Origin of the sequence: Streptomyces sp. ST2-7A (assembly GCF_021390475.1) — a bacterium.
Classification (GTDB): Bacteria; Actinomycetota; Actinomycetes; order Streptomycetales; family Streptomycetaceae; genus Streptomyces.
Genome location: NZ_JAJUWS010000010.1, coordinates 113,608 through 139,116, shown reverse-complemented (window position 1 = coordinate 139,116; position 25,509 = coordinate 113,608). Strand labels below are relative to the sequence as shown.

Sequence of the window (25,509 nt, the reverse complement as noted above, 5' to 3'; positions counted from 1 at the left end):
CCGACCGGTTCGACCGGGCGACCGGCCGTTCCGTCCACCGCCGATCCCCGCCGGGTGCCGCCCGTGCCCGACGCCCCTTCCGTTCGCCACCACGCACCGGCACCCGCCGGACGCCCCGGCGCGCGGTCCGGGATCCCGCCGCCGTCCGAGTGCCGAAACGAGAGAGCCGATGAGCAGCAGCCCCTCCGTACCCGAGCAGACCCCGTCCCCGGACACCACCCCGGACACCACCCCGGCCGCGCCCGGTGGCGACCCCGCCGCGCCCGTGCGCACCGTGGTGCACGTCATGCGCCACGGCGAGGTGGAGAACCCCACCGGCGTCCTCTACGGCCGCCTGCCCGGCTACCACCTCTCCGACCTGGGGCGGAAGATGGCCGACCGGGTCGCCGAGCACCTGGCCGCCCGTGACATCACGCACGTGGTCGCCTCCCCGCTGGAGCGGGCGCAGGAGACCGCCGCGCCGATCGCGGCGCTGCGGGATCTGGGCGTGGCCACCGACCCCCGGCTGATCGAGGCCGGCAACGTCTTCGAGGGCAGCCCGGTCGCCCCCGGTGACGGTGCCTGGCGCCGCCCCGGCGCCTGGTACCACCTGCGCAACCCGGTGCGTCCCTCCTGGGGCGAGCCGTACGTGCGGCAGGTGACGCGGATGAAGGCGGCCCTGGACGCCGCCCGGGACGCCGCGCGCGGCCACGAGGCGGTGTGCGTCAGCCACCAGCTGCCGATCTGGATCCTGCGCAGCTTCGTGGAGGGCCGTCGACTGTGGCACGACCCGCGCAAGCGGCAGTGCACCCTCGCCTCGCTGACCTCGTTCACCTACCTCGACGACGAGATCGTCTCGGTCGGTTACAGCGAACCGGTCATCGACCTGGTTCCGCCGCACCTGCGCGCCGGGGGCATCAAGGGCGCGGGCGCCTGAGACCACCGCCGGCGCGCACGCCGGACGCGTGTCGGGCCGGGAGACGCCGGGACCCCGGCGTCTCCCGGCCCGATGCACTCCCGCCGGCCCGGGTGCCCGCCGGTGACGCGGCGGGCCACTCCGGCGGACCGTTCGATCGGTGCGTCGCCGTCGGCCCCGTCTCCCGGCCCGTACGGGTGTGTCCGGGCTCCGGTCACCCCACCCGGGCCCTGCTCCCGGACGTCTCATTCCGGACAAGGGGGGCGCGGTGACCCCCCGAAAACCCGCATGGGAAACTTTTCACATGATTGCTCGTCGCGCCGTTCGCGTCCGCCCCGGCAGTCGGGCCCCCCGGGCCCTGGTCTGTGCGGCGGCGGGGATGCTCGCCCTGTCCGCCTGTTCCGGCGAGAGCGCCGGCTCCTCCGGCGGCGACAGCAACATCGTCGAGGGCACCGGCATGGTCACCACCGTCCCGCAGGGGGAACGGACGAGGGCCCCCGACCTCACCGGGGAGTCCACCCACGGCGATCCACTGGCCCTGGCCGACTACCGGGGTCAGGTCGTGGTGCTCAACGTGTGGGGCTCGTGGTGCGCGCCGTGCCGGGCCGAGGCACCCAACCTCGCGACGGTCGCCGCCGACACCGAGGACCGGGGGGTGCAGTTCATCGGCATCAACACCCGCGACCTGGAGGCGGCCAACGCCCTCGCCTTCGACCGCACCTACGGCATCGAGTACCCCAGCTTCTTCGACCCCAAGGGGAACCTCATCCTGGAGTTCCCGCGCAACACCCTGCCCCCGCAGGGCATCCCCTCCACGCTCGTCATCGACCGGGACGGCGGCATCGCGGTGCGCGCGCTGAAGGCGCTGACCGAGGAGGAACTGCGGGACATCCTGGAGCCGGTCATCGCCGAGGGCTGACCCCCCCCGCCCGGCGCCCCACCGCCCCCACCCACCCGGCACCGCAACGCCGGGACGGATCCCGACGAAGGACACGAAGGACACCAGGCCCACCATGACGGAACTGCTCGCGGCCTACACCGGGACCAACGAGACCGTTCTCGACGGCGCCCTGGTCCTCGCGATCCCGGTGGCGATCCTCGGTGGCCTGGTCTCCTTCTTCTCCCCCTGTGTGCTGCCCCTGGTTCCCGGCTACCTCAGCTACGTGACCGGGGTGGGCGGCGCCGACCTGGGCGAGGCCCGGCGCGGCCGGATGCTGCTGGGGTCGGTGCTGTTCGTTCTCGGCTTCTCGGCGGTGTTCATCTCCACCGGCGCGCTCTTCGGCGGCGTGGGGAACGTTCTCCAGGAACACCGCGAGACCCTGACCAGGATCTTCGGCGTGTTGACCATCCTGCTGGGTCTGGTCTTCATGGGCCTGGTGTCGCGCCTGGGGCAGCGCGAGTTCCGCTTCCACACCCGGCCGACCGCCGGGCTGGCCGGGGCGCCGATGCTGGGCGTGGTCTTCGGTATCGGCTGGACGCCGTGCATCGGCCCGACCCTGGCATCGGTGAACTTCCTGGCCTTCAACGAGGCCACCGCCGGGCGCGGCGCGCTGCTGACGGCCGCGTACTGTCTGGGGATGGGCCTGCCGTTCATTCTCGCGGCGCTGGCCTTCCGGCGGACACTGGGCGCCTTCTCGGTGGTCAAGCGGCACTACGCCTGGGTGATGCGGATCGGCGGCGTGATGATGATCGTCACCGGTCTGCTGCTGGTCACCGGGTTGTGGGACCGCATCGTGTACCAGCTGACGGTGTGGTCCGCCGGCTTCACGGTGGGGATCTGAGATGGGTACCCCCGCCACGACCGGACGTCTCCCCATCCCCCCGGATCCCCCGCCCGCCGGGCGGACGCCGCGCGGGAACGGATGGGACACGAAGCGAGAGACAGCGATCGGTGGGCACCATGGCTGAGCACAGGGACACGGGAACGACGATCGAGCGGACCCCCGGCATCGGGGAGGACGCCGATGGGTTCCCCGCGCCCACCGGCGGCCCCGAGGGCCATCTGCGGCCGGGTGACGGCGGCGGTTCGGACGGCCCGGGCGGTTCGGGTGACGGCTCCGGCGGTTCGGGTGACGGCTCCGGTGACGACGGCCCCGCCGGCTCGGGCTCCTTCGGTGGCGCCCGCGAGCCGGGCGCGCGCGGCGCGCTGACCTGGCTCGGCCGGGAGGTGCTGGGGTGGGGGCGCTGGTACTGGCGTCAGCTCACCTCGATGCGCACCGCGCTGATCCTGCTCTTCCTCCTCGCGCTGGCCTCCATCCCGGGCTCCCTCATCCCGCAGGAGACCGGCAACCCGGCGGTGCTGGCCGACTTCCACGCCCGCCACGGGACGTTGGCGGCCGTCTACGAGCGGCTGCAACTGTTCAACGTGTACTCGTCGGTGTGGTTCTCGGCGATCTACATCCTGCTGTTCGTCTCGCTGATCGGCTGCATCGTCCCCCGCACGTGGCAGTTCATCGGCCAACTGCGCTCCCGGCCGCCGCGCGCCCCGCGCCGGCTGGACCGGATGCCCGCCTCCGTCCGCTGGCGGACCGACGCCGAACCGGCGGCGGTGCTGGAGGCCGCGCACGGCGAGCTGCGCCGCCGCCGCTTCCGCACCGTCCGCGAGGGGGACGCCGACGGCGGCGGCCCGGTGGGCGCCACCGGCACCGCCGGCGCCCACCCCGGCGCCGTGGCGGCCGAGAAGGGCTACCTGCGCGAGGCCGGGAACCTGCTCTTCCACGTCGCGCTGGTCGTCATGCTGATCGCCTTCGCCGCCGGCCAGCTCTACCGCTCGGAGGGCGGCAAGCTGATCGTGGTCGGCAGCGGCTTCACCAACACGCTCACCCAGTACGACGACTTCGGCTCGGGCGCGCTGTTCGACATCGGTGAGCTGGAGCGGTTCCGCTTCGACCTGGACGGGTTCCACGCGAGTTTCGCCCGCGAGGGCCCCGACCTGGGCACCCCCCGGGAGTTCCGCGCCGACGTCACCTACTGGCGGGACGGCGACACCGAGGGCACCGAGGCCGCCATCGAGGTCAACCACCCGCTGACGGTCGGCGACGCCAAGGTCTACCTGATCAGCCACGGCTTCGCGCCGGTGGTCACCGTCACCGACGGGCAGGGGGAGACCGCCTTCACCGGCCCGGTGCCGTTCCTGCCGCAGGACATGGCGGGCACCGCGACCGGCGTCATCAAGGTCACCGACTACCTGGACGAGAACGGCGAACCCGACCAGCTCGGCTTCCAGGGCATCTTCAGCCCCACCTACCGGATCACCGCGGACCGGGGCCCGCACTCCAGCTTCCCCGACCCCGACCACCCCGTGCTGACGCTCACCGCGTACCGGGGGAACCTCGGGCTCAACGCGGGCATCCCGCAGAACGTCTACCAGCTCGACACCAGCCGGATGGAACAGTTCCTCGACGCCTCCGGGGAGCCGCGCCGCATCAGCATGGAGCCCGGCGACACCTGGGAGCTGCCCGACGGCAAGGGGTCGCTGACCTTCGAGGGCTTCGAGCGCTGGGCCGGCTTCCAGATCTCCACCCCCGCCGCCAACGGCTGGGCGTTGGCCGGCGCCGTGGGCGCCGTGCTGGGCCTGGCCGCCTCGCTGCTCATCCAGCGCCGCCGGGTGTGGGTGCGGACCACGGTCGGGCCCGACGGGCGGACCCTGGTCGAGATGGGCTCGCTGGGCCGCACCGAGTCCTCCCGCATCCCGGAGGAGCTGGGCGAGCTGGCGGCGGTGCTGAGCCGGCGGGCCCCGGCGCTGCCCGACGACGCCGAGCCGGCCCCCACCGGCGGTGGTGACGCCGCCGGGCCCGTCCCGGCCACCGTGACCGGCACGACCGTCGGGGACGCCGCCGACGGCGATGGCTCCGCCGTGTCGAGGCCGGCCACCGCGACCGGGGACGCCGACACCGCCGCCGGGGGCGCCCCCGCCCCACGAGCGCCCTCCGACCCCACCCACGACGACCCCGCCGGGCCGCCCGGCCACCCGGCGGACCCCGTCGGTGACACCGACTCCGGGGGAGCCGACTCCACCCGGGACCGGAAGGAGAAGTCCCGCGATGCTTGACGCCGACCCCGGGCTCGCCGATTACGGCAAGCTGCTCGTCTACTCCGCGATGGCCGTGTACGTGTTGGCGTTCCTGGCCTACATCGCCGAGTGGGCCTTCGGCAGCCGCAGCCGCGTCGCCCGCACCGCCGCCGCCCTCGCCCCGACCGCCACCGGCGGAGCCGGGAGCGGGGACTCCGGCACCTCCGCCGACACCGCGTCCGGGAAAGCGGGGGGCGCCGTACCGGCGGTCACCGTCCGCAGGGGCGGTGCCACCTCCTCCGTGTTGGAGCGCCCGACCGTCGTCACCCGCTCCGGGGCCGTCGGCCGGGACGACGTGCCCGACGGTCCCGGCGCCGCCGCCGGCGACGAGCGCGGCGACCTGTACGGCCGGATCGCCGTCTCGCTGACCGTGCTGGCCTTCCTGCTGCACCTGGGCGGCGTGGTGCTCCGCGCCGTCGCCGTGCAGCGGGCGCCGTGGGCCAACATGTACGAGTTCTCCACCACCTTCTCGATGGTGGCGGTGGCCGGCTTCCTGGGCTTCATGCTGGCCGGCCGCAACGTCCGCTGGCTCGGACTGCCCCTGGTGACCACCGTCCTGCTCGACCTGGGCCTGGCCGTCACCGTCCTGTACACCGAGAGCGATCAGCTGCCGCCCGCCCTGCAGTCGGTGTGGATGTGGATCCACGTCTCGCTGGCGATCGTCTGCGGCGCGATGTTCTACCTGGGCGCGGTGGCCACCGTCGCGTTCCTCTTCCGGGACCGCTACGAGGCCAAGCTCCTGGCGGGCGGCACGCCCGGCCGGGTGGCCGAGTCGGTGCTGGAACGGCTGCCCTCCTCGGTGAGCCTGGACCGCTTCGCCTACCGGATCAACGCCGTGGTCTTCCCGTTGTGGACCTTCACGATCATCGCGGGGGCGATCTGGGCCGAGAACGCCTGGGGTCGGTACTGGGGCTGGGACCCCAAGGAGGTGTGGTCGTTCATCACCTGGCTCGGCTACGCCGCCTACCTGCACGCCCGGGCCACCGCCGGCTGGCGGGGCCGGAAGGCCGCCTACCTGGCGATCTTCGCCTTCCTGTGCTTTCTGTTCAACTACTACGGCGTCAACATGTTCGTCGACAGCCTGCACTCCTACGCCGGCGTGGACTGAGTCCGGTTCCGGCTCCCGCCGCCCCGGTCCCCGCCTCACGCGGGGACCGGGGCGGCGTGCGTGAAGGGGGCGGGAGCCGGCCGGGTGGTGACCGGCGGGGGCCTCCGTCCCCTTCGGCGTGCGCGCCGGTCGAAGCGGTCCGCGCCGGCGGGTGGTGTGCGTGCCGGGCGCCGGGCCGGGGTGTCCGGTGCCCGGCGGTGGCGTGCCGGGCGGTGGCGCGGGGCTCGGGCCGGAAGGGCGTCTGTCGAAGTGCTCCGCGCCGGGGCCGGTGCCGGACGCGCCGGAGTGGTTTACCCGAGGCGCCATCGCCCGGGCCTCGGCACGGTGGGCGGGCGTTCCCGACCGGGTCGGCCGTGCTCCCGCCGCCAATCCGGCGGAGGGTGTCCGGGCCGGCGGCGGGCACCTCGGGCCGGCCGGCCGCCGTCGGGGCAGGCGAACGCGTCGGGGCAGGCGAACGGGCCGGGTGCCGGGGGAGGGGAACGAACGGTGACCGACCTCGGCCGGACCCGAGGGGCCGGACCGGAGGTGGATCAGCTCTTCGGTGAGTCCCCGCCGGGGGAGCCGGAGCCGGGCCCGGGTGTGGGGCCGGAGCCGTCGTCGTCGTTGCCGCGCCGCAGGTCCTCCTCGCGGCGCCGCAGGTCCTCCTCCCAGCTCTCGAAGAGCTTCTTGTCCCGCTGGTTCTCCTCGCGATGCTTCTCCTCGTTGAGGGCGCGCAGGAAGTCGGGGTTGTCGTCGGGGGCCACCCAGCCACCGCCCCGGCGCACTCCGCCCCCGCCCCTGCCCGCACCCCGGCCGGCGGGGAAGGCCCGCCGCTTGCCGATGAGGAGCCACGCGACGGGACCGAGGACCCAGGCGAACACGATCACCATCATCCACACCGGTTTCGGCAGGTGCTTCACGTCGTCGTTGCTGGTGCGGATGCAGTCCACGAGGGCGAAGATGGCCAGCCCGAGCAGAGCCAGGAACATCAGTACCCTGAGCATGTCGTGTCCCCCTGGTAAGAGGTGTACCGGGCCGCGTCGAGGCCCCCTGACATGCCAAGGGTAATGCGTCCGGAATACTGGGGCCCATGGCATACGACGACCTCCGCGGGTTGCTGCGGGCTCTGGAACGCGACGGGGACCTCACACGCGTGACGGCGGAGGTCGATCCGCACCTCGAAGTGGGCGAGATCACGGATCGCGTCAACAAGGCCGGCGGTCCCGCGCTGCTGTTCGAGAACGTCAAGGGCTCGGACATGCCATTGGCGATGAACGTCTTCGGCACCGATCGTCGGATGCTCAAGGCACTCGGTCTGGATTCCTACTCGGACATCGGCGAGAAGATCGCCGGATTGCTGAAGCCGGAACTCCCGCAGGGATTCGTCGGGATGCGCGAGGCGTTCGGCAAGCTCGGCGCGATGACGCACGTTCCGCCGAGGAAGGTGAAGTCGGGGCCGGTGCAGGAGGTGATCCTGGAGGGCGACGACGTGGACCTCGACGCCCTCCCCGCGCTGTTCACCTGGCCCGGGGACGGCGGCTCCTTCTTCAACCTGGGCCTGACCCACACGAAGGACCCGGAGAACGGCGTGCGCAACCTGGGTCTGTACCGGCTCCAGCGGCACGACCGGCGCACCGTCGGGATGCACTGGCAGATCCACAAGGACAGCCGCAACCACTACCAGGTCGCCGCCCGGCGCGGGGAGCGGCTGCCGGTGGCGATCGCCTTCGGCTGTCCGCCCGCCGTCACCTACGCCGCCACCGCCCCCCTGCCGGGGGACATCGACGAGTACCTGTTCGCCGGCTTCGTGCAGGGCAAGCGGGTGGAGATGGTGGACTGCCACACCGTGCCGCTCCAGGTGCCGGCCCGGGCCGAGGTGGTGCTCGAGGGGTGGCTGAACCCCGGCGAGACGCTGCCCGAGGGCCCGTACGGCGACCACACCGGCTTCTACACCCCGCAGGAGCCCTTCCCGGCCCTGACCATCGACTGCGTCACCATGCGCCGGCGGCCGGTGTTCCAGTCCATCGTGGTCGGCCGTCCGCCCACCGAGGACGGTCCGCTGGGGCGCGCCACCGAGCGGTTCTTCCTGCCGTTGCTGAAGGTGATCATCCCGGACATCGTGGACTACCACCTGCCGGAGGCGGGCGGCTTCCACAACTGCGCGATCGTCTCGATCGACAAGAAGTACCCCAAACACGCGCAGAAGGTGATGTCCGCCATCTGGGGCGCGCACATGATGTCGTTGAGCAAGCTGATCATCGTCGTGGACGCCGACTGTGACGTCCACGACCTGCACGAGGTGGCCTGGCGGGCGCTGGGCAACACCGACTACTCCCGCGACCTGATGGTCACCGAGGGGCCGGTGGACCACCTGGACCACGCCTCCTACCAGCAGTTCTGGGGCGGCAAGGCGGGCATCGACGCCACCGCCAAGTGGCCGGAGGAGGGCTACACCCGCGACGGGGGTTGGCCGGAGATGATCGTCTCCGACCCGGAGACCGCCCGCCGCGTCACCGAACGCTGGAAGGAATACGGGTTGTGACCGTCCCCGACGCGCGGCACCGCCCCGCACCCGCCCCCGGACCCCGGGGGCGGGTGCGGGCGTTCCTGCGGCTGGTGATGATCGAACACTCGGTCTTCGCCCTGCCCTTCGCCTACCTGGCCACCCTCACCGCCATGCTGGTGGACGACGGCGGCCGGGTGGACGGATGGACGATCCTGCTGGTCACCGTGGCCATGGTCGGTCTGCGCACCTTCGCGATGGCGGCCAACCGGATCATCGACCGGGAGATCGACGCCCGCAACCCCCGCACCGCGACCCGCGAACTGGTCACCGGCGCGCTGTCGGTGCGCACCGCGTGGACCGGCGCGCTGATCGCGCTGGTCGTCTTTCTCGGCGCCGCCGCGCTGCTCAACCCGCTGTGCCTGATGCTGGCCCCGGTCGCCGTGGTGCCGATGGTGGTCTACCCCTACGGCAAGCGGTTCACCGACTTCCCGCACGCCATCCTCGGTCTCGCCCAGGCCATGGGCCCGGTCGGCGCCTGGCTCGCCGTCACCGGCGCCTGGTCCTGGGAGGCCGTCGTCCTCGGCCTGGCCGTGGGCATCTGGATCGGCGGCTTCGACCTCATCTTCGCCTGCCAGGACGTGGCCGCCGATCGGGCCGAGGGGGTGCGCTCGGTACCGGCCCGCTTCGGCATCGACGCCGCCCTGTACGGAGCGCGCGCCTGCCACGCGGTGACGCTCGCCCTGCTGGTGTGGTTCGGGCTGCTCACCGGCGCCGGCGTCGCCTGGTGGGTGGGGCTGGCCGTGGTCGCGGCGGCCTTCCTCTACGAGCACTCCATCGTGCGGCCGGGCGACCTGAGCCGGCTCAACCGCGCGTTCTTCACCGTCAACGGCTTCGTCGGGATCAGCCTGTTCGTCTTCGCCCTGATCGACCTGCTGGTGCGCGGCCTCGGCCGCTGACCACCCGCCGGACGGGGCCCGCCGGACCGCCCCGGTGGTGGGCCCGTCGCCGGGCGCGGCCGTTCGCCGGCGGGGCGAGGACGAATCCCGGGCGGCGCCGGCGGGGCCGCCCGGGGCGGCTGCGGTGATGCCCCCGGTGCCGGTGCCGGTGCGGGTCCCGGGGGTCGTGCCGGTCAGGACGTGGCGGATCCCGTGGGTGACGAGGGGCCGGTCGGTCCGCCGGCGCCGGTGACGAAGTGGTCGAACTCGTTGTTCCGCACGCCCAGGACGAAGGCGTCCCACTTCGGGCGGGTGGTGGTCACGATCGCGGCCGGGTCGTCGGTCTGCCGGATGTGCACCCACGCGCCGTCCAGGGCCACCTCGAAGCAGTCCTCGTCCGAACCGTCCTCCACCTCGGCACGCACCCAGTCCAGCCCGGCCGCCTCGGCCTCGCCGAGCACCGGCATCCCGCCCTCGCCGAACTGTCGGCCGTCGGTAGGCGTCATCCCGGATCCCTCCGTCGCATCCGTCGCATCCGTCGCATCCGTCGTGCCTCGGCCCCCCGGGGCCGCGTCCCGGTGCCCGGACCCGCGCGGCGCAGTCGCCCCGGGCCGGACACGACCCAGCGTAACCCGCCGAACACCCACCGGGCCCCGGTCCGGGATCCGCCGGCCCCGCCTCCCGGGAGAGGAACGGTGAAGGAGCGGAAAAACCATCCGGATTTCCCGGGGGTGCCCCGCTGTCATTCCCGGGCGGCACCCGGATATTCCCCTCTCACGCTCGGCGCCGAACGCCGGGATTTTCCCGCCGGTTATTCCCCGGGTCGACGTTCCGGTGACGGTCGACGAATTCCCCCGGGGCATCCGGGGGAATGGGCGGCGTGTTCGCGGGGCCTTTCCCCCACCACCGGAAACCATGGTCGTCCGTCCCGGGAACGGCCGGAGCACCCGTCGACCGGCCACCGCTCCCGGCCGTTCCGGGTACCCGTCTCCGGCCCGAAAGGGGAACCGCCCCGTGACGCGACACGGTCATCCCCCGGGCGCGTCGCGCCGGGCGCGTCGCGGCCGACCACCGGGCGTGTCCCGGCCCGCCTCGTTCGTGACGGTCGTCATGGTGTCGGCCGCTCTGGCCGCACCGGCCGCACCGGCACACACCTCCGCCGGCCCCCCGGCCCCCGCCGCGCGGACCGGGGAGGCCGACCCCCGGGGTGTCACCGACCGCACGCTGGTGGTCGGCCGCACCGGTCTGGACGCCCTGCCGCACCTCAACCCGCTGGACTCCGGTTGGGTGATCCAGGGCGAGCTCAACAACCTCATGTACGAGCCGCTGATCCGCTGGGGTCGCGAGGACTGGGCTCCCGCGCCCGGCCTGGCACTGGAGTGGGAGCACTCGGCCGACGGCCGCGAGTGGACCTACCGGATGGATCCGGAGGCGGTGTGGTCCGACGGCGTCCCCGTCACCGCCCGGGACGCCGCCTTCACCCTGGACCTGCTGCGCACCGACCCCGTGCTCAACGGCCGGCACGGCGGCCTGGTGGACGGTTTCACCGACGTGGAGGCCGTCGACGATCACACCCTGGTCATCCGGGTCGCCGAACCGGGCGCGGTGATGCACCACCTCAACAACACCCCGATCGTTCCCGCGCACATCTGGTCGGAGATGGACGACCCGGCCGCCTACCGGGGTGAACCCGGTCTGCCCACCTCCGGCCTGTTCTCCCTGGCCGAGTACCGTCCCGGCGAACGGATCACGCTGGTGGCCAACCCCGACCACCCGCGCGGCCGGCCCGCCTACGACCGGCTGGTGATGCGCAACCACGAGACCACCGAGGCCGCCGTGCAGGCCCTGCTGCGCGGCGAGATCGACCTGGTCGACGGCCTCAACCCGCAGCAGGCCGACGCGCTGCGCTCCGCGCCCGGCGTCACCGTCTCCGTCCAGCCCGGTCGGCACTGGGACGCCATCGGCTTCAACACCGGCGCCCGCACCCGCGACGGCCGACCCATCGGTGACGGCCACCCCGCCCTGCGCGACCCCGTCGTGCGCCGCGCCCTCCACCACGTCGTGGACCGCGACCGCCTGGTGGAGATCGTGCACGCCGGCCACGCCGAGCCGGGCGTCTCCATCGTCGCGCCCGTCTTCCCCCGGCACTTCTGGGACCCCGGACCGGAGACCGTCACCGCCGACCCCGACCTCGCCAACCGGATGCTCGACGAGGCCGGCTACCGCCGCCCCGACCCCGACGGGCCGCGGGTGGACCCCGACAGCGGCCGGCCGCTCTCCTTCCGACTGCTGTACCACTCCGACCGCCCCGCCTACGCCGACATCCGGGACTTCCTGGTCGAGTGGGCCGCCGGCATCGGCGTCGAACTGCGCCCCGAGGCGCTCTCCTCCGCGCCGCTCAACGAACGCACCGCCGCCGGCACCTACGACCTCGCCTTCGGCGGCTGGAACTACGGCCCCGACCCCGACGAGGACTTCGCCTACCACACCTGTGCCCGCCTCCCCGAGGAGCCGGGCCCCACCGACCTGACCTTCTCCTGGTACTGCGACGAGGAGTTCGACGCCCTCTACGAGCGGCAGCGCCTGGAGACCGACCCGGAGACCCGGGCCGAACTGGTGCGGGCGATGCAGCGTCACCTCTACCTGGCGGTGCCGCAGATCGTGCTGGCCTACGACCACACCATGGAGGCGCACTCGGCGGGCTGGACCGGCTTCGGGATGCTCCCCGCGTCCGGCGGCTCCATCACCCGGCAACAGGCCGACTACGGCTACGCCCTCGCCGCCCCCGTGCCCGGCGGGGTGCCCGGCGGGACGGGAGGCGGCAACGGCCTCGGGGTCGCCGTCGGACTCGCGGCCCCGGCGCTGCTGCTCGCCGCCGTCGCCCGCGCGGTCCACCGCCGCCGCACCGCCCACCTGCGCGATTGACCCGGCCGGCCCGGGAGTCGTCGGCACCACCGGGGTCCGGTGCCGACGCCGGTTCCGTGTCGCCGCGACCGCCGGGCCGAGCCCGCGCCCCGCCCCGCCGCTCGACCCCGCTCGACCGTTCCGTCCCCCCTCCGCCCACTTCCCGCCGCACGAGCAGGCGGCCGTTCGTCGGCCCGAAGCCACCCCTCCCGGACCACCCCGCCCGCCCCACCACCTCCGACGCCCCGAGGAGCGCCATGGGCACACCCACCGCCGCCCCGCCCCGCGCCGGCGGCCCCCCACCGCCCGACGCCGGGCCCGACGGCCCCGACCGACCCGAAGGCCCGCGCCTCCCGCGCCTCCCCGGCGGGGACTTCGCCCGCTACCTCGGCAACCGTCTGCTCGGCGCCGCCGTCTCCCTGCTGCTGGTGCTGCTCAGCGCCTTCGTCATCTTCCGCGTCATCGGCGGCGACCCCGTCCGCGCCGTCGCCGGCGACACCCCGCTCACCCCCGAACAGCAGCGCGAGATCCGCGACCGACTCGGCCTGGACGACCCCCTCGCCGTGCAGTTCCGCGACTACCTCAACCAGTTGTTCACCCTCGACTGGGGCACCTCCTACGTCTCCAGCGCCCCCGTCACCGAACTCATGTGGTCCCGGCTGCCCGCCACCCTGCTGCTCACCGGCACCGCCCTCGTCCTCGCCGTCGGCTTCGGGGTGTGGGTCGGCACCCGCGCCGGCTGGCGCCCCGGCAGCCGCTTCGACCGCGCCCAGGTCGGCCTCGCCCTCACCTTGTGGTCGGCGCCCACCTTCTGGCTCGGCATGATCGTCATCGTCGTCTTCGCCGTCCACCTCGGCTGGTTCCCGGTCAACGGGATGCGCTCCGCGCGCGGCGTGGGGGAGGGGTGGTGGCCGCAGACCCTGGACGTCGCGCACCACCTGGTGCTGCCCGCGCTGACCATGGCCGCCGTCGTCTACGCCCAGTACGTGCTGATCATGCGCTCCTCGATCATGGACGAGCGCGCCGCCGACCACCTGCGGGTGGCCCGCGCGAAGGGCCTGCGCGACGACCTGGTGCGCCGTCGGCACGCCGTCCCCAACGCCCTGCTGCCCACCGTCACCCTCATCGGCCTGCAACTCGGCGCCGTGTTCAACGGGGCCCTGCTCACCGAGACCATCTTCAGCTGGCCCGGCCTGGGGCTGCTGTTCCACCAGGCGATCCGGGTGCCCGACATCCCCCTGCTCCAGGTGCTGTTCATCTTCTTCGCCGGCACCACCATCCTCGCCAACCTCGTCGCCGACCTGCTCCACCGCTTCCTCGACCCCCGCGTCCGGAGCACCGCATGAGCCGCGTCCCAATCCCTCCCGTTCCCATCCCGCCCGTCCCCGTTCCGCCCGTTCCCATCCCTCCCGTCCCTCCCACCCGGCCCGGACCCGTCGCCCGCCTCCGGGCCGGTGCCGCCGACCTGTGGGGCCGCTACCGCGTCCACCGCTCCGGGGTCGTCGGGCTGGCGCTGCTGCTCCTCATCGTGCTCGTCGCACTCCTCACCCCCTGGCTGGTCGACCCCGACCACCTCGGTGCCGCCAACGCCCCCGGCGGCCGGTTGGAGCCCCCGAGCCGCGAGTTCTGGCTGGGCACCGACCAGATCGGCCGGCCCGTCCTGGCCATGATCCTGTGGGGCACCCGGGTCTCGCTGCTGGTCGGCCTCACCGCTGCCGCGCTCGCCGTCCTCCTGGGCACCCTGGTCGGCCTCCTCGCCGGCCACTTCGGCGGACGCACCTCCTGGCTGCTGATGCGCCTCACCGACTGGTTCGTCGTCCTGCCCGGCCTGGTGCTGGCCATCGCCCTGGTCATCGCCATGGGACCCGGCACCGGCACCGTCATCCTCGCCATCGCCCTCACCTCCTGGGCCGGCACCGCCCGCCTGGTGCGCGCCCAGACCCTCGCCGTGGAGGCCCGCCCCCACCTGGAGCGGGCACGCGCCCTGGGCGCCGGCCGGATCCGCCGGATGACCCGGCACGTCCTGCCGCACCTCATGCCGCTGGTCCTGGCCGCCGCCGGCCTCCAGGTCTCCGGCGCGATCCTCGCCGAGGCGGCGCTCTCCTTCCTCGGCCTCGGCGACCCCACCTCCTTCTCCTGGGGCACCACCCTGGAACGGGCCTTCCGCGCGGGCGCCGTCACCGCCGGAGCCTGGTGGTACCTGCTGCCGCCCGGGCTGGCGATCCTGCTGGTCGTCCTCGCCTTCACGCTGTGCGCCCGCACCCTCGAGGTCGTCCTCGATCCGCACGCCGCCGTCCCCGCCCGGTCCGGCCCGGGCGGCGTCCCGGCCATGGTCCCCGCCGGCGTCCCCGCCCCGGGGGCGGGCGTCCCGCCCGGCGCCGTCGCGCCGGGCACCGGTAACCCCGACCCGCGCGTTCCCCCGACCGGTGAGGAGGGCCCCCGCCCGTGACCGCGCCCAGCCCCGCACCCGCCGCCCCCCTGGACCCGGCCGGCGTTCACCGCGCCGCCGCGCCGCCGGTGCTGCGCCTGGAGGACCTGCACGTCGTCCACCACGGCTCCCGGGGGCCCGTCCCGGCCGTCCGGGGCGTCACCCTGGACCTCGAACCCGGCGGCACCCTCGGCGTCGCCGGCGAGTCCGGCTGCGGCAAGTCCACGCTCGCCTCCGCCGTGCTGCGTCTGCTGCCGCCCGCCGCCCGGGTCACCGGCCGGGTCCTCCTCGACGGCGAGGACGTGCTCGGCATGATTCCCGGCCGGCTGCGCGCAGTCCGCTGGACCGGCGCATCCATCGTCTTCCAGGGCGCCCTGCACTCCCTCAACCCCGTGCACCGGGTGGTGCGGCAGATCGCCGAGCCGATCCTGCTCCACGAGGGGCACACGGGAGTGGACCGCCGTGCCGCCGAGGCCCGAGCCCTGGAGCTGATGGAACGGGTCGGGCTGCCCGCCCGCCGTGCCCGCGCGTACCCGCACGAACTCTCCGGCGGACAGCGCCAACGGGTCATGATCGCCATGGCGCTGGCCTGCTCGCCCCGGTTGCTGATCGCAGACGAGGCGACCACCGCCCTGGACGTGATGGTGCAGGCCCGGGTCCTGGACCTGCTGCGCCGGCTGGTCGCCGAACGCGACATCGCGTTGATGATGATCAGCCACGACCTGACCGTGCTCGCCGACACCTGTGAACGGCTGGCCGTGATGTACGCGGGGCGGATCGTGGAGAGCGGCCCGGCCCCGACCGTGCTGCGCCGGTCCGCCCACCCCTACACCAGGGGTCTGATCGCCGCCTTCCCCGTCATCGGCGACCTCGCGCACCGGTACGCCCCGCGCGGTCTGCCCGGCGACCCGCCGGACCCCTCCCGGCTCGTGGCGGGGTGCGCCTTCCGGCCGCGCTGCCCGCTGGAACGGGACGCCTGCGCCGAACCGCTCGACGGGCCGGCGCTGCTGCCGGTGCCGGCGGTGCCCCCGGCGGGCGACGGGCCGGGCCACGGGTCGGGTACCGGGCCGACCGGTGGGAAACCGCCGGGCCCCGATCACCGCTCCGCCTGTCCGTACGCCGACGCGACGGCCGGCAGCGGGGATGTGCGCCCGGGGACGGCGCCGACCCCCGACCCCCCTCCCGGCACCCCGGAGGGAACCGGTTCGGCGGACGCGCCCCCCGACCGCCGGCGGAGGCCCGCCGGCGTGTCCCCCGCGACCGTCGGGCGCGGCGCCGACCCGGACGGCGGCGCGGACACACCCCCGCACAACACCGACGGCACGCGGCACGGACGGGGCCCACACGACACCCCCCGGGCCGGTGCCGCGCCCGACGGAGCGGGAGCCGCCCCATCCGGTTCCGACTCCGGTGCCGAACCCCGCCCGGCTGGGGAAACCCCCGCGCCCGGCGGGGGCCCCGTCGGCGGCGACGCCCGACCCGTCCCGTCCGCGCACCGCTCCCGGCGGGCCGCCGCCGCGTCCGTCGTCGGGGGGAGCGCCCCGACCCCCGACCCCGGGACCGGCGCGGCCACGACCGCCGCCGGCGGTGCCCCGGACCCGGACCCGGGCCCCGCCGTGCCCCACCCTCCCGCCGAGCCCACCGACCGGGGGACCGTGCTCGGCGCCCGGGGCCTGACCGTCGGCTTCCCGCTGCGCGGCCGACGGGTCGCCCGCGCCGTCGACGGGGTCGACCTCGACCTGCGCCCCGGCGAGATCCTGGCCCTGGCGGGGGAGTCCGGTTGCGGCAAGACCACCGTCGCCCGCGCCCTGCTGGGCCTGGAACCCCCCACCGCCGGCGAGGTCCTGCACCGGGGCCGACCGCTGCCCCGCACCCGGCGCGGCCTGCTGGCCTTTCGCCGCGCCGCCCAACTCGTCCTCCAGGACCCCACCGGCGCGCTCAACCCCCGTCACACCGTGTACGAGGCGGTCGCCGAGGGCCTGCGCGTGCACGGCATCCGGGACCGCGAGGAGGAACGCGTCGCCGCCGCGCTCTCCCGTGCCGGGCTGCGACCCCCCGGGTCCTTCTTCCACGCCCGCCCGCACGAACTCTCCGGTGGACAGCGCCAACGGGTGGTCATCGCCGGAGCCCTGGTCACCGGGCCGTCGGTGCTGATCGCCGACGAACCCGTCGCCTCGCTCGACGCCTCGGTGCGCGGCGAGATCCTGGCCCTGCTGCTGCGACTGCGCCGGGAGACCGGCCTCGCCGCCCTCGTCGTCACCCACGACCTCGGCCTGGCCTGGAACATCGCGGACCGGGTGGCGGTGATGTACCTGGGGCGGATCGTGGAGATCGGGCCCACGGAACGGGTCCTCACCGATCCCCGTCACCCCTACACCCGGGCCCTGTTGTCGGTGCTCCCGGACGCCCCGCCCGGCGGACGCCGTCTGTTGGCGGGGGAGTCCCCTGACGCGGCGGCCGTGCCGGGCGGGTGCCGCTTCCATCCCCGCTGTCCGGAGGTCGCCCCGCCGCACGCCGACGCCTGTCGCGCCGTGCCCCTGCCGCCGCTGCCCGCCGACCGGGACGGCGCCGCCTGCCACCTGACCGGGCGTGAGTGGTCACGGCACGGAGAATCCCGATGAGTCGATCATGGCCCGGTCGTGGCCGCCGGAAGGTGGTGACGCGGTTCCCCTACTCGCGGTGGGCATGGTGCTGCGCCGGGTCCGCAGGGGCGTCCCGGGCGCCGTCGAGGGCCGGCACCGGGAGAGCGAACCACTCCGCGACGAACTCGAGGTCGGGCCCGGGCGACTTCGTGATCTTCGTCGGAGTGTCCCGGCCGGAGGAACTTCTCGGGCTCCGGTGCGGCTTCATGGCCGGGATGGGGTGCCTCCCCCGGGTTGAGCACGAGGTCGGATTTCCGCCGGCCTCCGACACCACCGCTCGCGATGCTCGACCGCATGAACCGATTCGAGGGAAACGTGGCCCTGGTCACGGGCGGAAGCCGAGGCATCGGCGCCGCTGTCGCGTTACGACTGGCCGAGGAGGGCGCCGACGTTGTCCTGACCTACGAGAAGAGCGCGGAACGCGCCACCGAGGTGGTGGAGCGGATCAGGGCCCGGGGGCGTCGGGCCCTTGCCGTCCGAGCGGACAGTGCGGTCCCCGAGGCGCTCACCGCCGCAGTGGACGAGGCCGCCGCGACGTTCGGTGGACTCGACATCCTGGTCAACAACGCCGCAGTCTTCCTCGTCGGCCCACTCGAGAACCTGGGGTCGGCGGAGGTTGATCGCACTTTGGCGGTGAACGTCCGGGCCCCGTTCGTGGCGTCCCGGGCCGCGGTGCGTCACATGGACCGGGGTGGCCGCATCATCAGCATCGGCAGCAACGTCGCCGAGCGCGCGGTCTTCCCGGGACTGGCGCTGTACTCGATGAGCAAGACGGCTCTGGTCGGGATGACGAAGGGCCTGGCCCGGGAACTCGGCCCGCGTGGAATCACCGTCAACCTGGTACACCCCGGTCCCACCGATACGGACACCAACCCCGCCGATGGACCGAACGCCGAGATGATCGCCGGGTTCACGGCTGTTGGCCGGTATGCGGAAGCGGCCGAGATCGCGGGTACCGTCGCTCACCTGGCGAGTACCGACGGCGCGTACATCACCGGAGCCTCGATCCATGTGGACGGCGGCTTCACCGCCTGACCCGCGAGCTCGGTCCGCTTCGGGACGGGGTGGGTTTTCGGAGATCGCGCGGTGGCCGCAACCGCTCACACCCGCCGGCGGCGTCCCCGGCCGTCGCGGAGCCCACCGGACGGTGACGACCGGGGTCGGTGCCCGGAGAACCGGACGCCCCGGCGGACACCGCCGGGGCGTGGTGGGGTGGTGGGAGTGTGGGGGCGGGCCCCGTTGGTTCAGGCCGCCGGGGTGACCGGCGGTCGTGGGGAGGGATCGGGCTGTGTGTCGGCCGGACCGGCGGCACCGCCGGCCGGCGTCGGCGGGGTGAGCGGCGCGGGTTCCGGCGCGGAGCCGGGAGCGGGCGCGCCGTCGGCCACCGGGGCGCCGCCCACCACGGCCGCCCGCACCCGGCCCAGAGCGACCAGCACGTAGCCGGTGACCACCACGGCGATCGTGAACGCCGCCACGGTGGCGAGGAAACCCTCCTCGTCCGGGTTCAGGAAGTCGTGGTACGACTCCACACCGGCGCCGACCATGAACCCCAGGTAGGCCAGCAGCGGCAGCGTCCAGCTCAGCGGGTACCACCAGCGGGCCCGGCCCTGTCCCCGGCCCACCAGCAGCCAGTCCGCCAACACCACGAGGGGCGTCAGCAGATGGGCGAAGAGCGAGGAGGTCGTCGTATAACCGTCCTCCAGACCGCCCATGAGGGTGTGCCAGACCACCGCCACCAGCAACAGCGCGACCGTCGCCGCGCCGCGCACCCACGCCGACGGTGGCTCGGGCGCCCGGTCGGAACGGGTGAACGGCCGGACGGCCAACCAGAGGAAGACCAGGCCCACCGTGAAGCTCGCCAGGTGGCTCAGGTCCTCCAGTGAGGACAGGAACCCCAGCCGGGACGCCGCGTCACCCCACCCGATGAGACCGAAGACGGCGATCAGCAACCGCCACCCGGAGACGGCGAGCAGCGTCGCGCCAGCCGTGCCGGGGGCGCTCCTCGACGGCGGCTCCGACTCCCTCGTCGCGTCCCGCCCCGGCGCCGTGTCCGCCGCCCCCGTGCCCTCGTTCACGACCTTCATGGCGGGAGACCCTACGCCGTCCCACCGGCCCTGACGAGCCCCGGGACGGGCCCCCGTGTGGCAGGCTGGAGGCACGGCCGGCGCCGGTGCCCCGGTCGGGGCCCAACCACCGGGGAGGCGTGCGCAGATGGGGCGAGGCAACCGACGCGGACCGGGACGGCTGACGGCATCCGTGCTGCTGGCCGGCCTCCTGGTGACACCGACCGCGTGTGCCGGCGGGCCCGCCGCCGACCGCGCCGCCCAACTCGCCCCGGGTGGCCCCCCGGCCGCCCCGGAGGATCTGCTGCCCGACGAGGTGGAGGGCGGCGACCCCACCGCCCCGCCGGAGGCCGGTGACCCCGGTGAGGGGGAACCCGAGCCCGCACCGGAACCCACCGAGCCGCCCCCGCCGCCGGCGGAGGGCTCCGCCGAGGTGGTGGAGACCGTCACCCTGCCGGGCATCGGGGCGCCGGTGGGCCCGGCCGTGCTGCCCGACGGTGATCTCCTGATCGGCTCCCGCACCACCGGCACCATCCACCGCGTCTCCCCCACCACCGGCGACATCACCGAGGTCGGCACGGTGCCCGGGCTGGTCACCGAGGGAGAGGGCGGCCTGCTCGGTCTCACCTTCGAGGCCGGCTTCGTGTACGCGTACTACTCGACCCTCTCGGACAACCGTGTCTCACGGTTCCTGCTGCGGGAGGAAAGGGCCGAGGGAAGTCGGATCGGGGTACCGGATCACGTCATCACCCGGCTGCCGCACGGCCCGGTGCGCAACGGCGGTGCCCTGGGCTTCGGCCCGGACGGCTTGTTGTACACGGGTACCGGAGAGGCCGGTTCCGGGGCGGACCCCGAGGATCCGGAGGAATTGGCCGGTCGGGTGCTGCGCACCACGGCGGAGGGGCGGAACCCGGCCGTGGAGAACGCCGCTCCCGGCTCACCGGTGTTCTCGGTGGGGCACCGGAACGTGACCGGCCTGACCTGGGACGCCCTCGGGCGGGTGTGGATCTTGGAGGACGACGGCGCGATACATCGGCCGCCCACCGATGGCGAGGGCGGTGTCGAGGATGGACGACCGACCGATCCCGTGATCGAACTGCCGGTCGCCGGGGCGGGAATGGCGTGGTCCGAGGGATCCCTGTGGGCGGTGGACCGCACGGACGGCTCCCTGTACCGGGTACCGCTGGATGGCACCGAGCCCTTCGCCCCCGACCAGCGGTTCCCCCTGCCGGGTGACAAGGGGGCACGCGGCCTCGTGGCGGCCCCCGGCGAGGGACTGTGGGCTCTGACCGAAACCGTGACCGGTGGTCGACTCCTTCTTCTGGAGATCGACTGAGGGCACGCCGGGGCCTGGGAACACCATGGAAAAGGTGAGGTGTCGAACGGTGAGCCGGCCTCCCGAAGAAGCCGGCGCGGACTTCCCGGGGTGCCGAACGATCAGTCGGTCAGACGGCCATGCCGTACACGATGGTGAACAGGGTTCCGAGGGAGCCGATGATGAAGACTCCGGTGAGCCCCGCGACGATCAGCCCCTTGCCCTGCTCGGCGCTGAAGGTGTCCCGCATCGCGGTGGCGCCGATCCGCTGCTTGGCGGCACCCCAAATGGCGATGGCGAGGCAGATGATGATGGCCAGCGCCATGATGACCTGAACCATGGTGCGGGCCTCGTCGCCCAGGGTCGCGAACGGACCCCAGTCCGGCGCGATCCCGCCGATGATCGTTGTGATGTCGCCTTCCGCGGCCAGGTTGTTCATGGCTCGCTCACCGCCTTTCGCTGTCCGCGCTCGCACATGTCGAGCTCAACTCGGATTGTGCCACGCCCGAGTGACGGATGAGAGATTCGTCCGAACCCGGGATTTTCGGGGTCCCCGGGTGATCCTGCCGATTTCCGGCTGGTGTTGGGTCGGACCCGGTTCGCTCGTTCACCCCCCGCACGCCGCCCGCGCCCCGGGCGCCGGCCCGGGGCCGGCGTGCCACCCCGGTGCGCCCGTGTGCGCGCCGAGGTGCCTCCCCCCGCGGCCGGTACCCGACGGTCGCCGGCAGACAACGGTGGGGAATTGGGGCACAGTTGAGGTCATGCGCAAGGCACTGCTGTGGTCCGGGATCGGCTTCGGGGGCTTGTGCGCCTTCATGGCGCTCCTCGTCATCGGCGTCTTCGCCGCCGCCGGTGGCGGCGGGGCCGGTGGTACCGGCGGTGGTCGGCTGGCGCAGAACTCGGTACCGGCGGATTACGAGCCGTTGGTGAGCAGGTGGGGCAACCTGTGCCCGGAGTTGTCCCCCGCCCTGTTGGCGGCGCAGCTCCAGCAGGAGAGCGGTTGGCAGCCGACCGCGCAGAGCCACGCGCGGGCGCAGGGGATAGCGCAGTTCATCCCCGAGACCTGGGCGTCGTACGGCGTGGACGGCAACGGGGACGGCCGGGTGGACGTCTGGGACCCGGAGGACGCCATCCCGTCGGCGGCCACCTACAACTGCGCCATGGCGCAGTACGTGCGGGACGTGCCCGGTGACCCGGTGGACAACATGCTGGCCTCGTACAACGCCGGTCCGTACGCGGTGATCCAATACGGCGGGATACCGCCGTACGCGGAGACGCAGCACTACGTGCGGACCATCCGGGCGATGGAGGAGAGCTTCGCCGCGCCGATGACCGAGGAGCGGTTGCCGCCCTCGGAGGCGGCGGCGGGCGCGGTGCACTTCGCCCAGTCCCACCTCGGTACGCCGTACCTGTGGGGTGGGGACGGCACCCCGGAGGATGACGGGCGGTTCGACTGTTCGGGTCTGACCCGGGCGGCCTTCGAGGCGGTGGGCATCGAACTGCCCCGGGTGGCGAACGACCAGTGGCACTCGGGGCCGCACCCCTCGCGCGACGAACTGCTCCCCGGTGACCTGGTGTTCTTCGCGACCGACCTGACCGATTCCCGCAGCATCAACCACGTCGGCATCTACGTGGGCGGCGGCCACATGATCAACGCCCCGTACACGGGGGCGGTGATCCGGTTCGATCCGATCGATTCGCCGGATTACTTCGGGGCGACACGGCCTGTCGCGGCGTGATTCATCGGTTACCGTTGGTGAGCGAGGTGTCGCGGGTGGTCGGGGTTCCCCGGTGGCCCCCGGCCGGGCGTCTCTCTTCGATAACGCATCGGTGTGACTTCCGTGGATTCCGGAACGTGAGCCGGTGTCGGTGGCGTTGATCGGGTCGAATGATGATCGATTCGGATGAGGGCCACGCACCGGGACCCCGCTCGCGCGGGGGACACCCGGCACGCCGCCACACGGAACACGACGGGCGCGGGACACGAACGGGGAGACGGGAAAGGGGTGACGGCGGGTGACGGAGCTGACCGATCCGGACGTCGGGATACTGCGACGGATCAACAACCTGGGTGACGCCCTGCCCGATCGCCTCGAACCCCTGGTGACCTTCACCGGGGAGTACGGCCTGCCCCTCCTGGCCCTGGCGCTCTGCGCGTTGGCCTGGTGGGCGGTGCGGCGCTCGCCCAACGCCCCGACGGCCGTGGCCGCCACGCTGTGGGCCCCCATCGCGGCCGGTGTCGCCTTCCTGGCCAACGGCCCGATCCGGGAGCTGGTGGCCCGGCCCCGGCCGTTCCTGGACCACACCGATCTCAACGTCATGCTCGACGGGAAGACCGGCTACTCCTTCGTCAGCGACCACGCCACCGGCGCCATGACCATCGCCGTCGCGCTGCTCCTGGTGCACCGCGGGATCGGGTTGATCGCCCTGGCCGTGGCCCTGTCGCAGGGCTTCGCCCGGGTGATGATGGGCCTGCACTACCCCACCGACGTCATCGGTGGGTACGCACTGGGCACGGCCGTCGCCCTGTTGCTGTATCCGGCGGCGACGGCGGCCCTGACGCCCGCCGTCCGCTGGTGCGCCGCCCGGGGGCCGTTGCGCGGCCTGGCGCCAGGACCCGGGGAGGTGTCCGCCGGCCGGCCGGACGCCGGGCCTCCGGCGGTTCCGACGGGCTTCCCGTCGGACGCGCCGGCCGCCTCCCCGGCCGTGGCCGGCACTCCGGAGCGGGGGGCCGCGCCGCCCGCGTCGGAGCCGGCGCGGTCCGTGAACCCGGGGGAGTCGGTGAACTCCGTGGAGTCGGCGAAATCCGGCGAACCCGTCGGGCCGAGGGTGGACATCCCCCGACCGGACCCCTCCGCCGCGGAGGGGTCGGAGGCGCGGGACGAGGTACCGACGGCGGTCGCCTCCGGCCGTCGTCCCCGGGGCCGGGGCGGCGAGTCCGGGGAGTGACTCCCGGCGGCCCGCCGCCCACCGGGCCCGCCTCCGACCATCCGAAGGCATCGAGCCCCCGCCCACCCCTGAGTTCCAGTGGTCGTGGCGGCCGAGCCGAACAGCCGGCCACGCAAGACGCTCGGCCGGGAAACCCCAGCCGAGCGTCGGGCTGAACTGCTCGCCACCACACGTCAGTGATCACGTGTTGCGACACCCCCTGGAATTCACCATCGGGCGGGGGCTCCGTCGTTCGGGTGAACGGGTGGAAAGAGCGGGTGGAAACGACGGGTGAGGACCCCGCCCGGGTGATCGACGGGGCGCGGGCCCGGCGCGCGGTCTCACCGCGGGCCCGTGCCCCCGTTCCTCCCCACGTGTTCCGCGGCCTCGTCCCTGGCGAGGGGCCGGGAACGGCGAGCCGGTCCGCGCCACCCGCAGCTGCACCGGGGGGCCAGGAAGGGGCCCCGTTCCACCAACGTGATGTGGTGCCACTCGGACACCTGACCGGGAGGCTCGGCCGCGCGTTCGTCGTGCACGGCACCACCGTATCGAGTCATCCCCGGCGGTCGGCCGTGACGGTCCCCCGGGATGACTCGTTGGCAGAGGTGTCCGGGGCGACCGACCCCGGAGGGCGATCGGTGGGAGTCCCGACATCCCCGGGAACGCCGAGGACCCGGAGGATCCCGGGGACCCCGAGAACGAGGAGCGGAACCCATGGCGGAGCGAGGCGCGGTCCCCCGACGGGGGACCGCGGACCCGGGGCGGCCCGGCCGTCCGTCACCACCCGTCCGGCACGTGGTACCCGCGGCGTTGGCGGTCCTGGCGACGATCGGCGCGGCGCTGGGCGCCTCGGGGTGCTCCCCGGCGAGCGGGGGCACCCTGCCGCGCGACCCGGCACCGGTCGCGGCGGCGCCCGGCGGCATCCTCGGCCCGGACGGGGTGCCCCTCGGCCCGGTGGAACGGTTGGTCCGGGTGGCCGACGTCCTCATGACGGCCGGCACCTCGCGGGTGCGCACCGCGGTGGAGACCGCCTCCGGCGGTACCCGGGTGGTGATCACCGGCGAGGGCGTCTTCGACCACACCACCGGAATGGGGGAGTTGGTACTGACCGTGCCGGAGGCGGCCGGGGGAGGGCAGCCCCCCACCGGACCGGTGACCACCGTCTTCGGCCCCGGCGAGGTGTACCTGCGCAACCGGGGCGCGGACGTACCCCCGGATACCTGGGTCCGGGTGGGCACGGCCGGGGTGCCGGACGGCAACCTGGTGACCGGCGGCGCCACCGACCCGGCGACGGCGGCCGCCCTGCTGCGCGGCGTGACCCGGGCCGAGGACCGGGGTCGGGTCGAGGCGGACGGGGAGTGGCTGTGGCACCACCGGGGCACGGTGGACCCGGCCGCGGCCGCCCGGGCGGTGCGCGGGCGGCCCGAGGAAGCGCAGTTCGAGGTGGTGGCGGCCGGCCTGGTGGGCCGGGAGGTGACCTTCGAGGCGTGGTTGGACGACGAGGGGTTGCTGCGCCGGGTCACCTACCGCTTCGGGGCGACCGGGACGGCCGGCACGGGATCGGCCGATCCGGGGCGTCCGCCGCGGCCGGCGGCCCCGACGGATCCGGCGCGGGCGGCCGACCTCGTCTCGACCACCGAGCTGCTCGACTTCGGAGTGCCGGTGGAGGTGCGGGTGCCCCCGGAGGGCGAGATCGCGAACGGCACGGTCGCGGCCCGGTAGCACCCGCCCCCG

At 74.1% G+C, this 25,509-nt stretch carries 20 protein-coding genes and 1 pseudogene; 17 read left to right on the top strand and 4 right to left on the bottom strand.

Annotated elements, in window-relative coordinates; translation table 11 throughout:
* Positions 1–286: 286 nt before the first annotated feature.
* The 5 genes from LZF96_RS08970 to ccsB all read left to right on the top strand — a co-directional run bounded on the left by LZF96_RS08970 (position 287) and on the right by ccsB (position 6,075).
* Complete coding sequence (locus tag LZF96_RS08970) at positions 287–916, top strand: histidine phosphatase family protein (RefSeq protein WP_233868393.1); 630 nt, start codon at positions 287–289, stop codon at positions 914–916.
* A gap of 283 nt (positions 917–1,199) precedes the next feature.
* Positions 1,200–1,814 (top strand): TlpA family protein disulfide reductase, encoded by a 615-nt coding sequence (locus LZF96_RS08965; RefSeq protein WP_374203182.1) that lies wholly within the window; start codon positions 1,200–1,202, stop codon positions 1,812–1,814.
* A gap of 94 nt (positions 1,815–1,908) precedes the next feature.
* A complete protein-coding gene (locus tag LZF96_RS08960) occupies positions 1,909–2,676 on the top strand; it encodes a cytochrome c biogenesis CcdA family protein (protein WP_233868315.1) in 768 nt (255 codons plus the stop codon).
* Between the two features lie 119 nt (positions 2,677–2,795).
* Entirely contained in the window at positions 2,796–4,946 is a 2,151-nt protein-coding gene (locus LZF96_RS08955; RefSeq protein ID WP_233868312.1) for a cytochrome c biogenesis protein ResB, read from the top strand.
* Positions 4,939–6,075: a c-type cytochrome biogenesis protein CcsB gene (gene ccsB, locus LZF96_RS08950; RefSeq protein WP_233868309.1), complete on the top strand. Its 1,137-nt coding sequence runs from the start codon at positions 4,939–4,941 to the stop codon at positions 6,073–6,075. The genes LZF96_RS08955 and ccsB overlap by 8 nt, the downstream gene beginning before the upstream one ends.
* Before the next feature lie 530 nt (positions 6,076–6,605).
* On the opposite strand, the gene LZF96_RS08945 is transcribed toward ccsB, so the two are convergent.
* Positions 6,606–7,058: a PLD nuclease N-terminal domain-containing protein gene (locus tag LZF96_RS08945; RefSeq protein ID WP_233868306.1), complete on the bottom strand. Its 453-nt coding sequence runs from the start codon at positions 7,056–7,058 to the stop codon at positions 6,606–6,608.
* A gap of 86 nt (positions 7,059–7,144) precedes the next feature.
* Here LZF96_RS08945 and LZF96_RS08940 point away from each other — a divergent pair, with 86 nt between their 5' ends.
* Entirely contained in the window at positions 7,145–8,596 is a 1,452-nt protein-coding gene (locus LZF96_RS08940) for a menaquinone biosynthesis decarboxylase (RefSeq protein ID WP_233868303.1), read from the top strand.
* Positions 8,593–9,516 carry a menaquinone biosynthesis prenyltransferase MqnP gene (gene mqnP / locus LZF96_RS08935; RefSeq protein WP_233868300.1) on the top strand — a complete coding sequence of 308 codons (924 nt, stop codon included), beginning with the start codon at positions 8,593–8,595 and terminating at the stop codon, positions 9,514–9,516. The genes LZF96_RS08940 and mqnP overlap by 4 nt, the downstream gene beginning before the upstream one ends.
* A gap of 173 nt (positions 9,517–9,689) precedes the next feature.
* Here mqnP and LZF96_RS08930 read toward each other — a convergent pair whose 3' ends face one another.
* Complete coding sequence (locus tag LZF96_RS08930; protein WP_374203181.1) at positions 9,690–10,001, bottom strand: DUF397 domain-containing protein; 312 nt, start codon at positions 9,999–10,001, stop codon at positions 9,690–9,692.
* Between the two features lie 604 nt (positions 10,002–10,605).
* Here LZF96_RS08930 and LZF96_RS08925 point away from each other — a divergent pair.
* The 6 genes and pseudogenes from LZF96_RS08925 (at position 10,606) to LZF96_RS08900 (ending at position 18,504) form a co-directional block, all read left to right on the top strand.
* Positions 10,606–12,420 carry an ABC transporter substrate-binding protein gene (locus LZF96_RS08925; protein ID WP_233868297.1) on the top strand — a complete coding sequence of 605 codons (1,815 nt, stop codon included), beginning with the start codon at positions 10,606–10,608 and terminating at the stop codon, positions 12,418–12,420.
* A 236-nt stretch (positions 12,421–12,656) separates the two neighbouring features.
* Entirely contained in the window at positions 12,657–13,745 is a 1,089-nt protein-coding gene (locus LZF96_RS08920) for an ABC transporter permease (protein ID WP_233868294.1), read from the top strand.
* Entirely contained in the window at positions 13,742–14,848 is a 1,107-nt protein-coding gene (locus tag LZF96_RS08915) for an ABC transporter permease (protein ID WP_233868291.1), read from the top strand. Before LZF96_RS08920 ends, LZF96_RS08915 begins: the two co-directional genes overlap by 4 nt.
* A gap of 29 nt (positions 14,849–14,877) precedes the next feature.
* A pseudogene (locus tag LZF96_RS08910) lies at positions 14,878–15,810 on the top strand (ABC transporter ATP-binding protein); the annotation flags it as partial.
* Positions 15,811–16,443: 633 nt separating this feature from the next.
* Positions 16,444–17,448 (top strand): ABC transporter ATP-binding protein, encoded by a 1,005-nt coding sequence (locus LZF96_RS08905; protein WP_308294172.1) that lies wholly within the window; start codon positions 16,444–16,446, stop codon positions 17,446–17,448.
* Positions 17,449–17,763: 315 nt separating this feature from the next.
* Positions 17,764–18,504: an SDR family NAD(P)-dependent oxidoreductase gene (locus tag LZF96_RS08900; RefSeq protein WP_233868288.1), complete on the top strand. Its 741-nt coding sequence runs from the start codon at positions 17,764–17,766 to the stop codon at positions 18,502–18,504.
* Between the two features lie 209 nt (positions 18,505–18,713).
* On the opposite strand, the gene LZF96_RS08895 is transcribed toward LZF96_RS08900, so the two are convergent.
* Positions 18,714–19,553 (bottom strand): hypothetical protein, encoded by an 840-nt coding sequence (locus LZF96_RS08895; protein ID WP_233868286.1) that lies wholly within the window; start codon positions 19,551–19,553, stop codon positions 18,714–18,716.
* 127 nt (positions 19,554–19,680) lie between these two features.
* Here LZF96_RS08895 and LZF96_RS08890 point away from each other — a divergent pair, with 127 nt between their 5' ends.
* Positions 19,681–20,868, top strand: coding sequence for a sorbosone dehydrogenase family protein (locus LZF96_RS08890; protein WP_267940642.1), 1,188 nt, complete (start codon positions 19,681–19,683; stop codon positions 20,866–20,868).
* A gap of 109 nt (positions 20,869–20,977) precedes the next feature.
* Here LZF96_RS08890 and LZF96_RS08885 read toward each other — a convergent pair whose 3' ends face one another.
* The gene (locus tag LZF96_RS08885; protein WP_233868280.1) at positions 20,978–21,286 is read right to left on the bottom strand and encodes a hypothetical protein; all 309 of its coding nucleotides are present in this window, start codon (positions 21,284–21,286) and stop codon (positions 20,978–20,980) included.
* A 322-nt stretch (positions 21,287–21,608) separates the two neighbouring features.
* Here LZF96_RS08885 and LZF96_RS08880 point away from each other — a divergent pair, with 322 nt between their 5' ends.
* The 3 genes from LZF96_RS08880 to LZF96_RS08870 all read left to right on the top strand — a co-directional run bounded on the left by LZF96_RS08880 (position 21,609) and on the right by LZF96_RS08870 (position 25,497).
* Entirely contained in the window at positions 21,609–22,586 is a 978-nt protein-coding gene (locus LZF96_RS08880; protein ID WP_233868277.1) for an NlpC/P60 family protein, read from the top strand.
* 277 nt (positions 22,587–22,863) lie between these two features.
* A complete protein-coding gene (locus LZF96_RS08875) occupies positions 22,864–23,796 on the top strand; it encodes a phosphatase PAP2 family protein (RefSeq protein ID WP_233868274.1) in 933 nt (310 codons plus the stop codon).
* Between the two features lie 774 nt (positions 23,797–24,570).
* Entirely contained in the window at positions 24,571–25,497 is a 927-nt protein-coding gene (locus tag LZF96_RS08870) for a hypothetical protein (protein ID WP_233868271.1), read from the top strand.
* Positions 25,498–25,509 lie beyond the last annotated feature (12 nt).

Excerpts from the sequence above, each read along its gene's own strand:
- LZF96_RS08970 (WP_233868393.1), top strand. The coding sequence starts at position 287 with ATGCGCCACGGCGAGGTGGAGAACCCCACCGGCGTCCTCTACGGCCGC.
- LZF96_RS08965 (WP_374203182.1), top strand. The coding sequence starts at position 1,200 with ATGATTGCTCGTCGCGCCGTTCGCGTCCGCCCCGGCAGTCGGGCCCCC.
- LZF96_RS08960 (WP_233868315.1), top strand. The coding sequence starts at position 1,909 with ATGACGGAACTGCTCGCGGCCTACACCGGGACCAACGAGACCGTTCTC.
- LZF96_RS08955 (WP_233868312.1), top strand. The coding sequence starts at position 2,796 with ATGGCTGAGCACAGGGACACGGGAACGACGATCGAGCGGACCCCCGGC.
- ccsB (WP_233868309.1), top strand. The coding sequence starts at position 4,939 with ATGCTTGACGCCGACCCCGGGCTCGCCGATTACGGCAAGCTGCTCGTC.
- LZF96_RS08945 (WP_233868306.1), bottom strand. The coding sequence starts at position 7,058 with ATGCTCAGGGTACTGATGTTCCTGGCTCTGCTCGGGCTGGCCATCTTC.
- LZF96_RS08940 (WP_233868303.1), top strand. The coding sequence starts at position 7,145 with ATGGCATACGACGACCTCCGCGGGTTGCTGCGGGCTCTGGAACGCGAC.
- LZF96_RS08930 (WP_374203181.1), bottom strand. The coding sequence starts at position 10,001 with ATGACGCCTACCGACGGCCGACAGTTCGGCGAGGGCGGGATGCCGGTG.
- LZF96_RS08925 (WP_233868297.1), top strand. The coding sequence starts at position 10,606 with ATGGTGTCGGCCGCTCTGGCCGCACCGGCCGCACCGGCACACACCTCC.
- LZF96_RS08920 (WP_233868294.1), top strand. The coding sequence starts at position 12,657 with ATGGGCACACCCACCGCCGCCCCGCCCCGCGCCGGCGGCCCCCCACCG.
- LZF96_RS08915 (WP_233868291.1), top strand. The coding sequence starts at position 13,742 with ATGAGCCGCGTCCCAATCCCTCCCGTTCCCATCCCGCCCGTCCCCGTT.
- LZF96_RS08900 (WP_233868288.1), top strand. The coding sequence starts at position 17,764 with ATGAACCGATTCGAGGGAAACGTGGCCCTGGTCACGGGCGGAAGCCGA.
- LZF96_RS08895 (WP_233868286.1), bottom strand. The coding sequence starts at position 19,553 with ATGAAGGTCGTGAACGAGGGCACGGGGGCGGCGGACACGGCGCCGGGG.
- LZF96_RS08890 (WP_267940642.1), top strand. The coding sequence starts at position 19,681 with ATGGGGCGAGGCAACCGACGCGGACCGGGACGGCTGACGGCATCCGTG.
- LZF96_RS08885 (WP_233868280.1), bottom strand. The coding sequence starts at position 21,286 with ATGAACAACCTGGCCGCGGAAGGCGACATCACAACGATCATCGGCGGG.
- LZF96_RS08880 (WP_233868277.1), top strand. The coding sequence starts at position 21,609 with ATGCGCAAGGCACTGCTGTGGTCCGGGATCGGCTTCGGGGGCTTGTGC.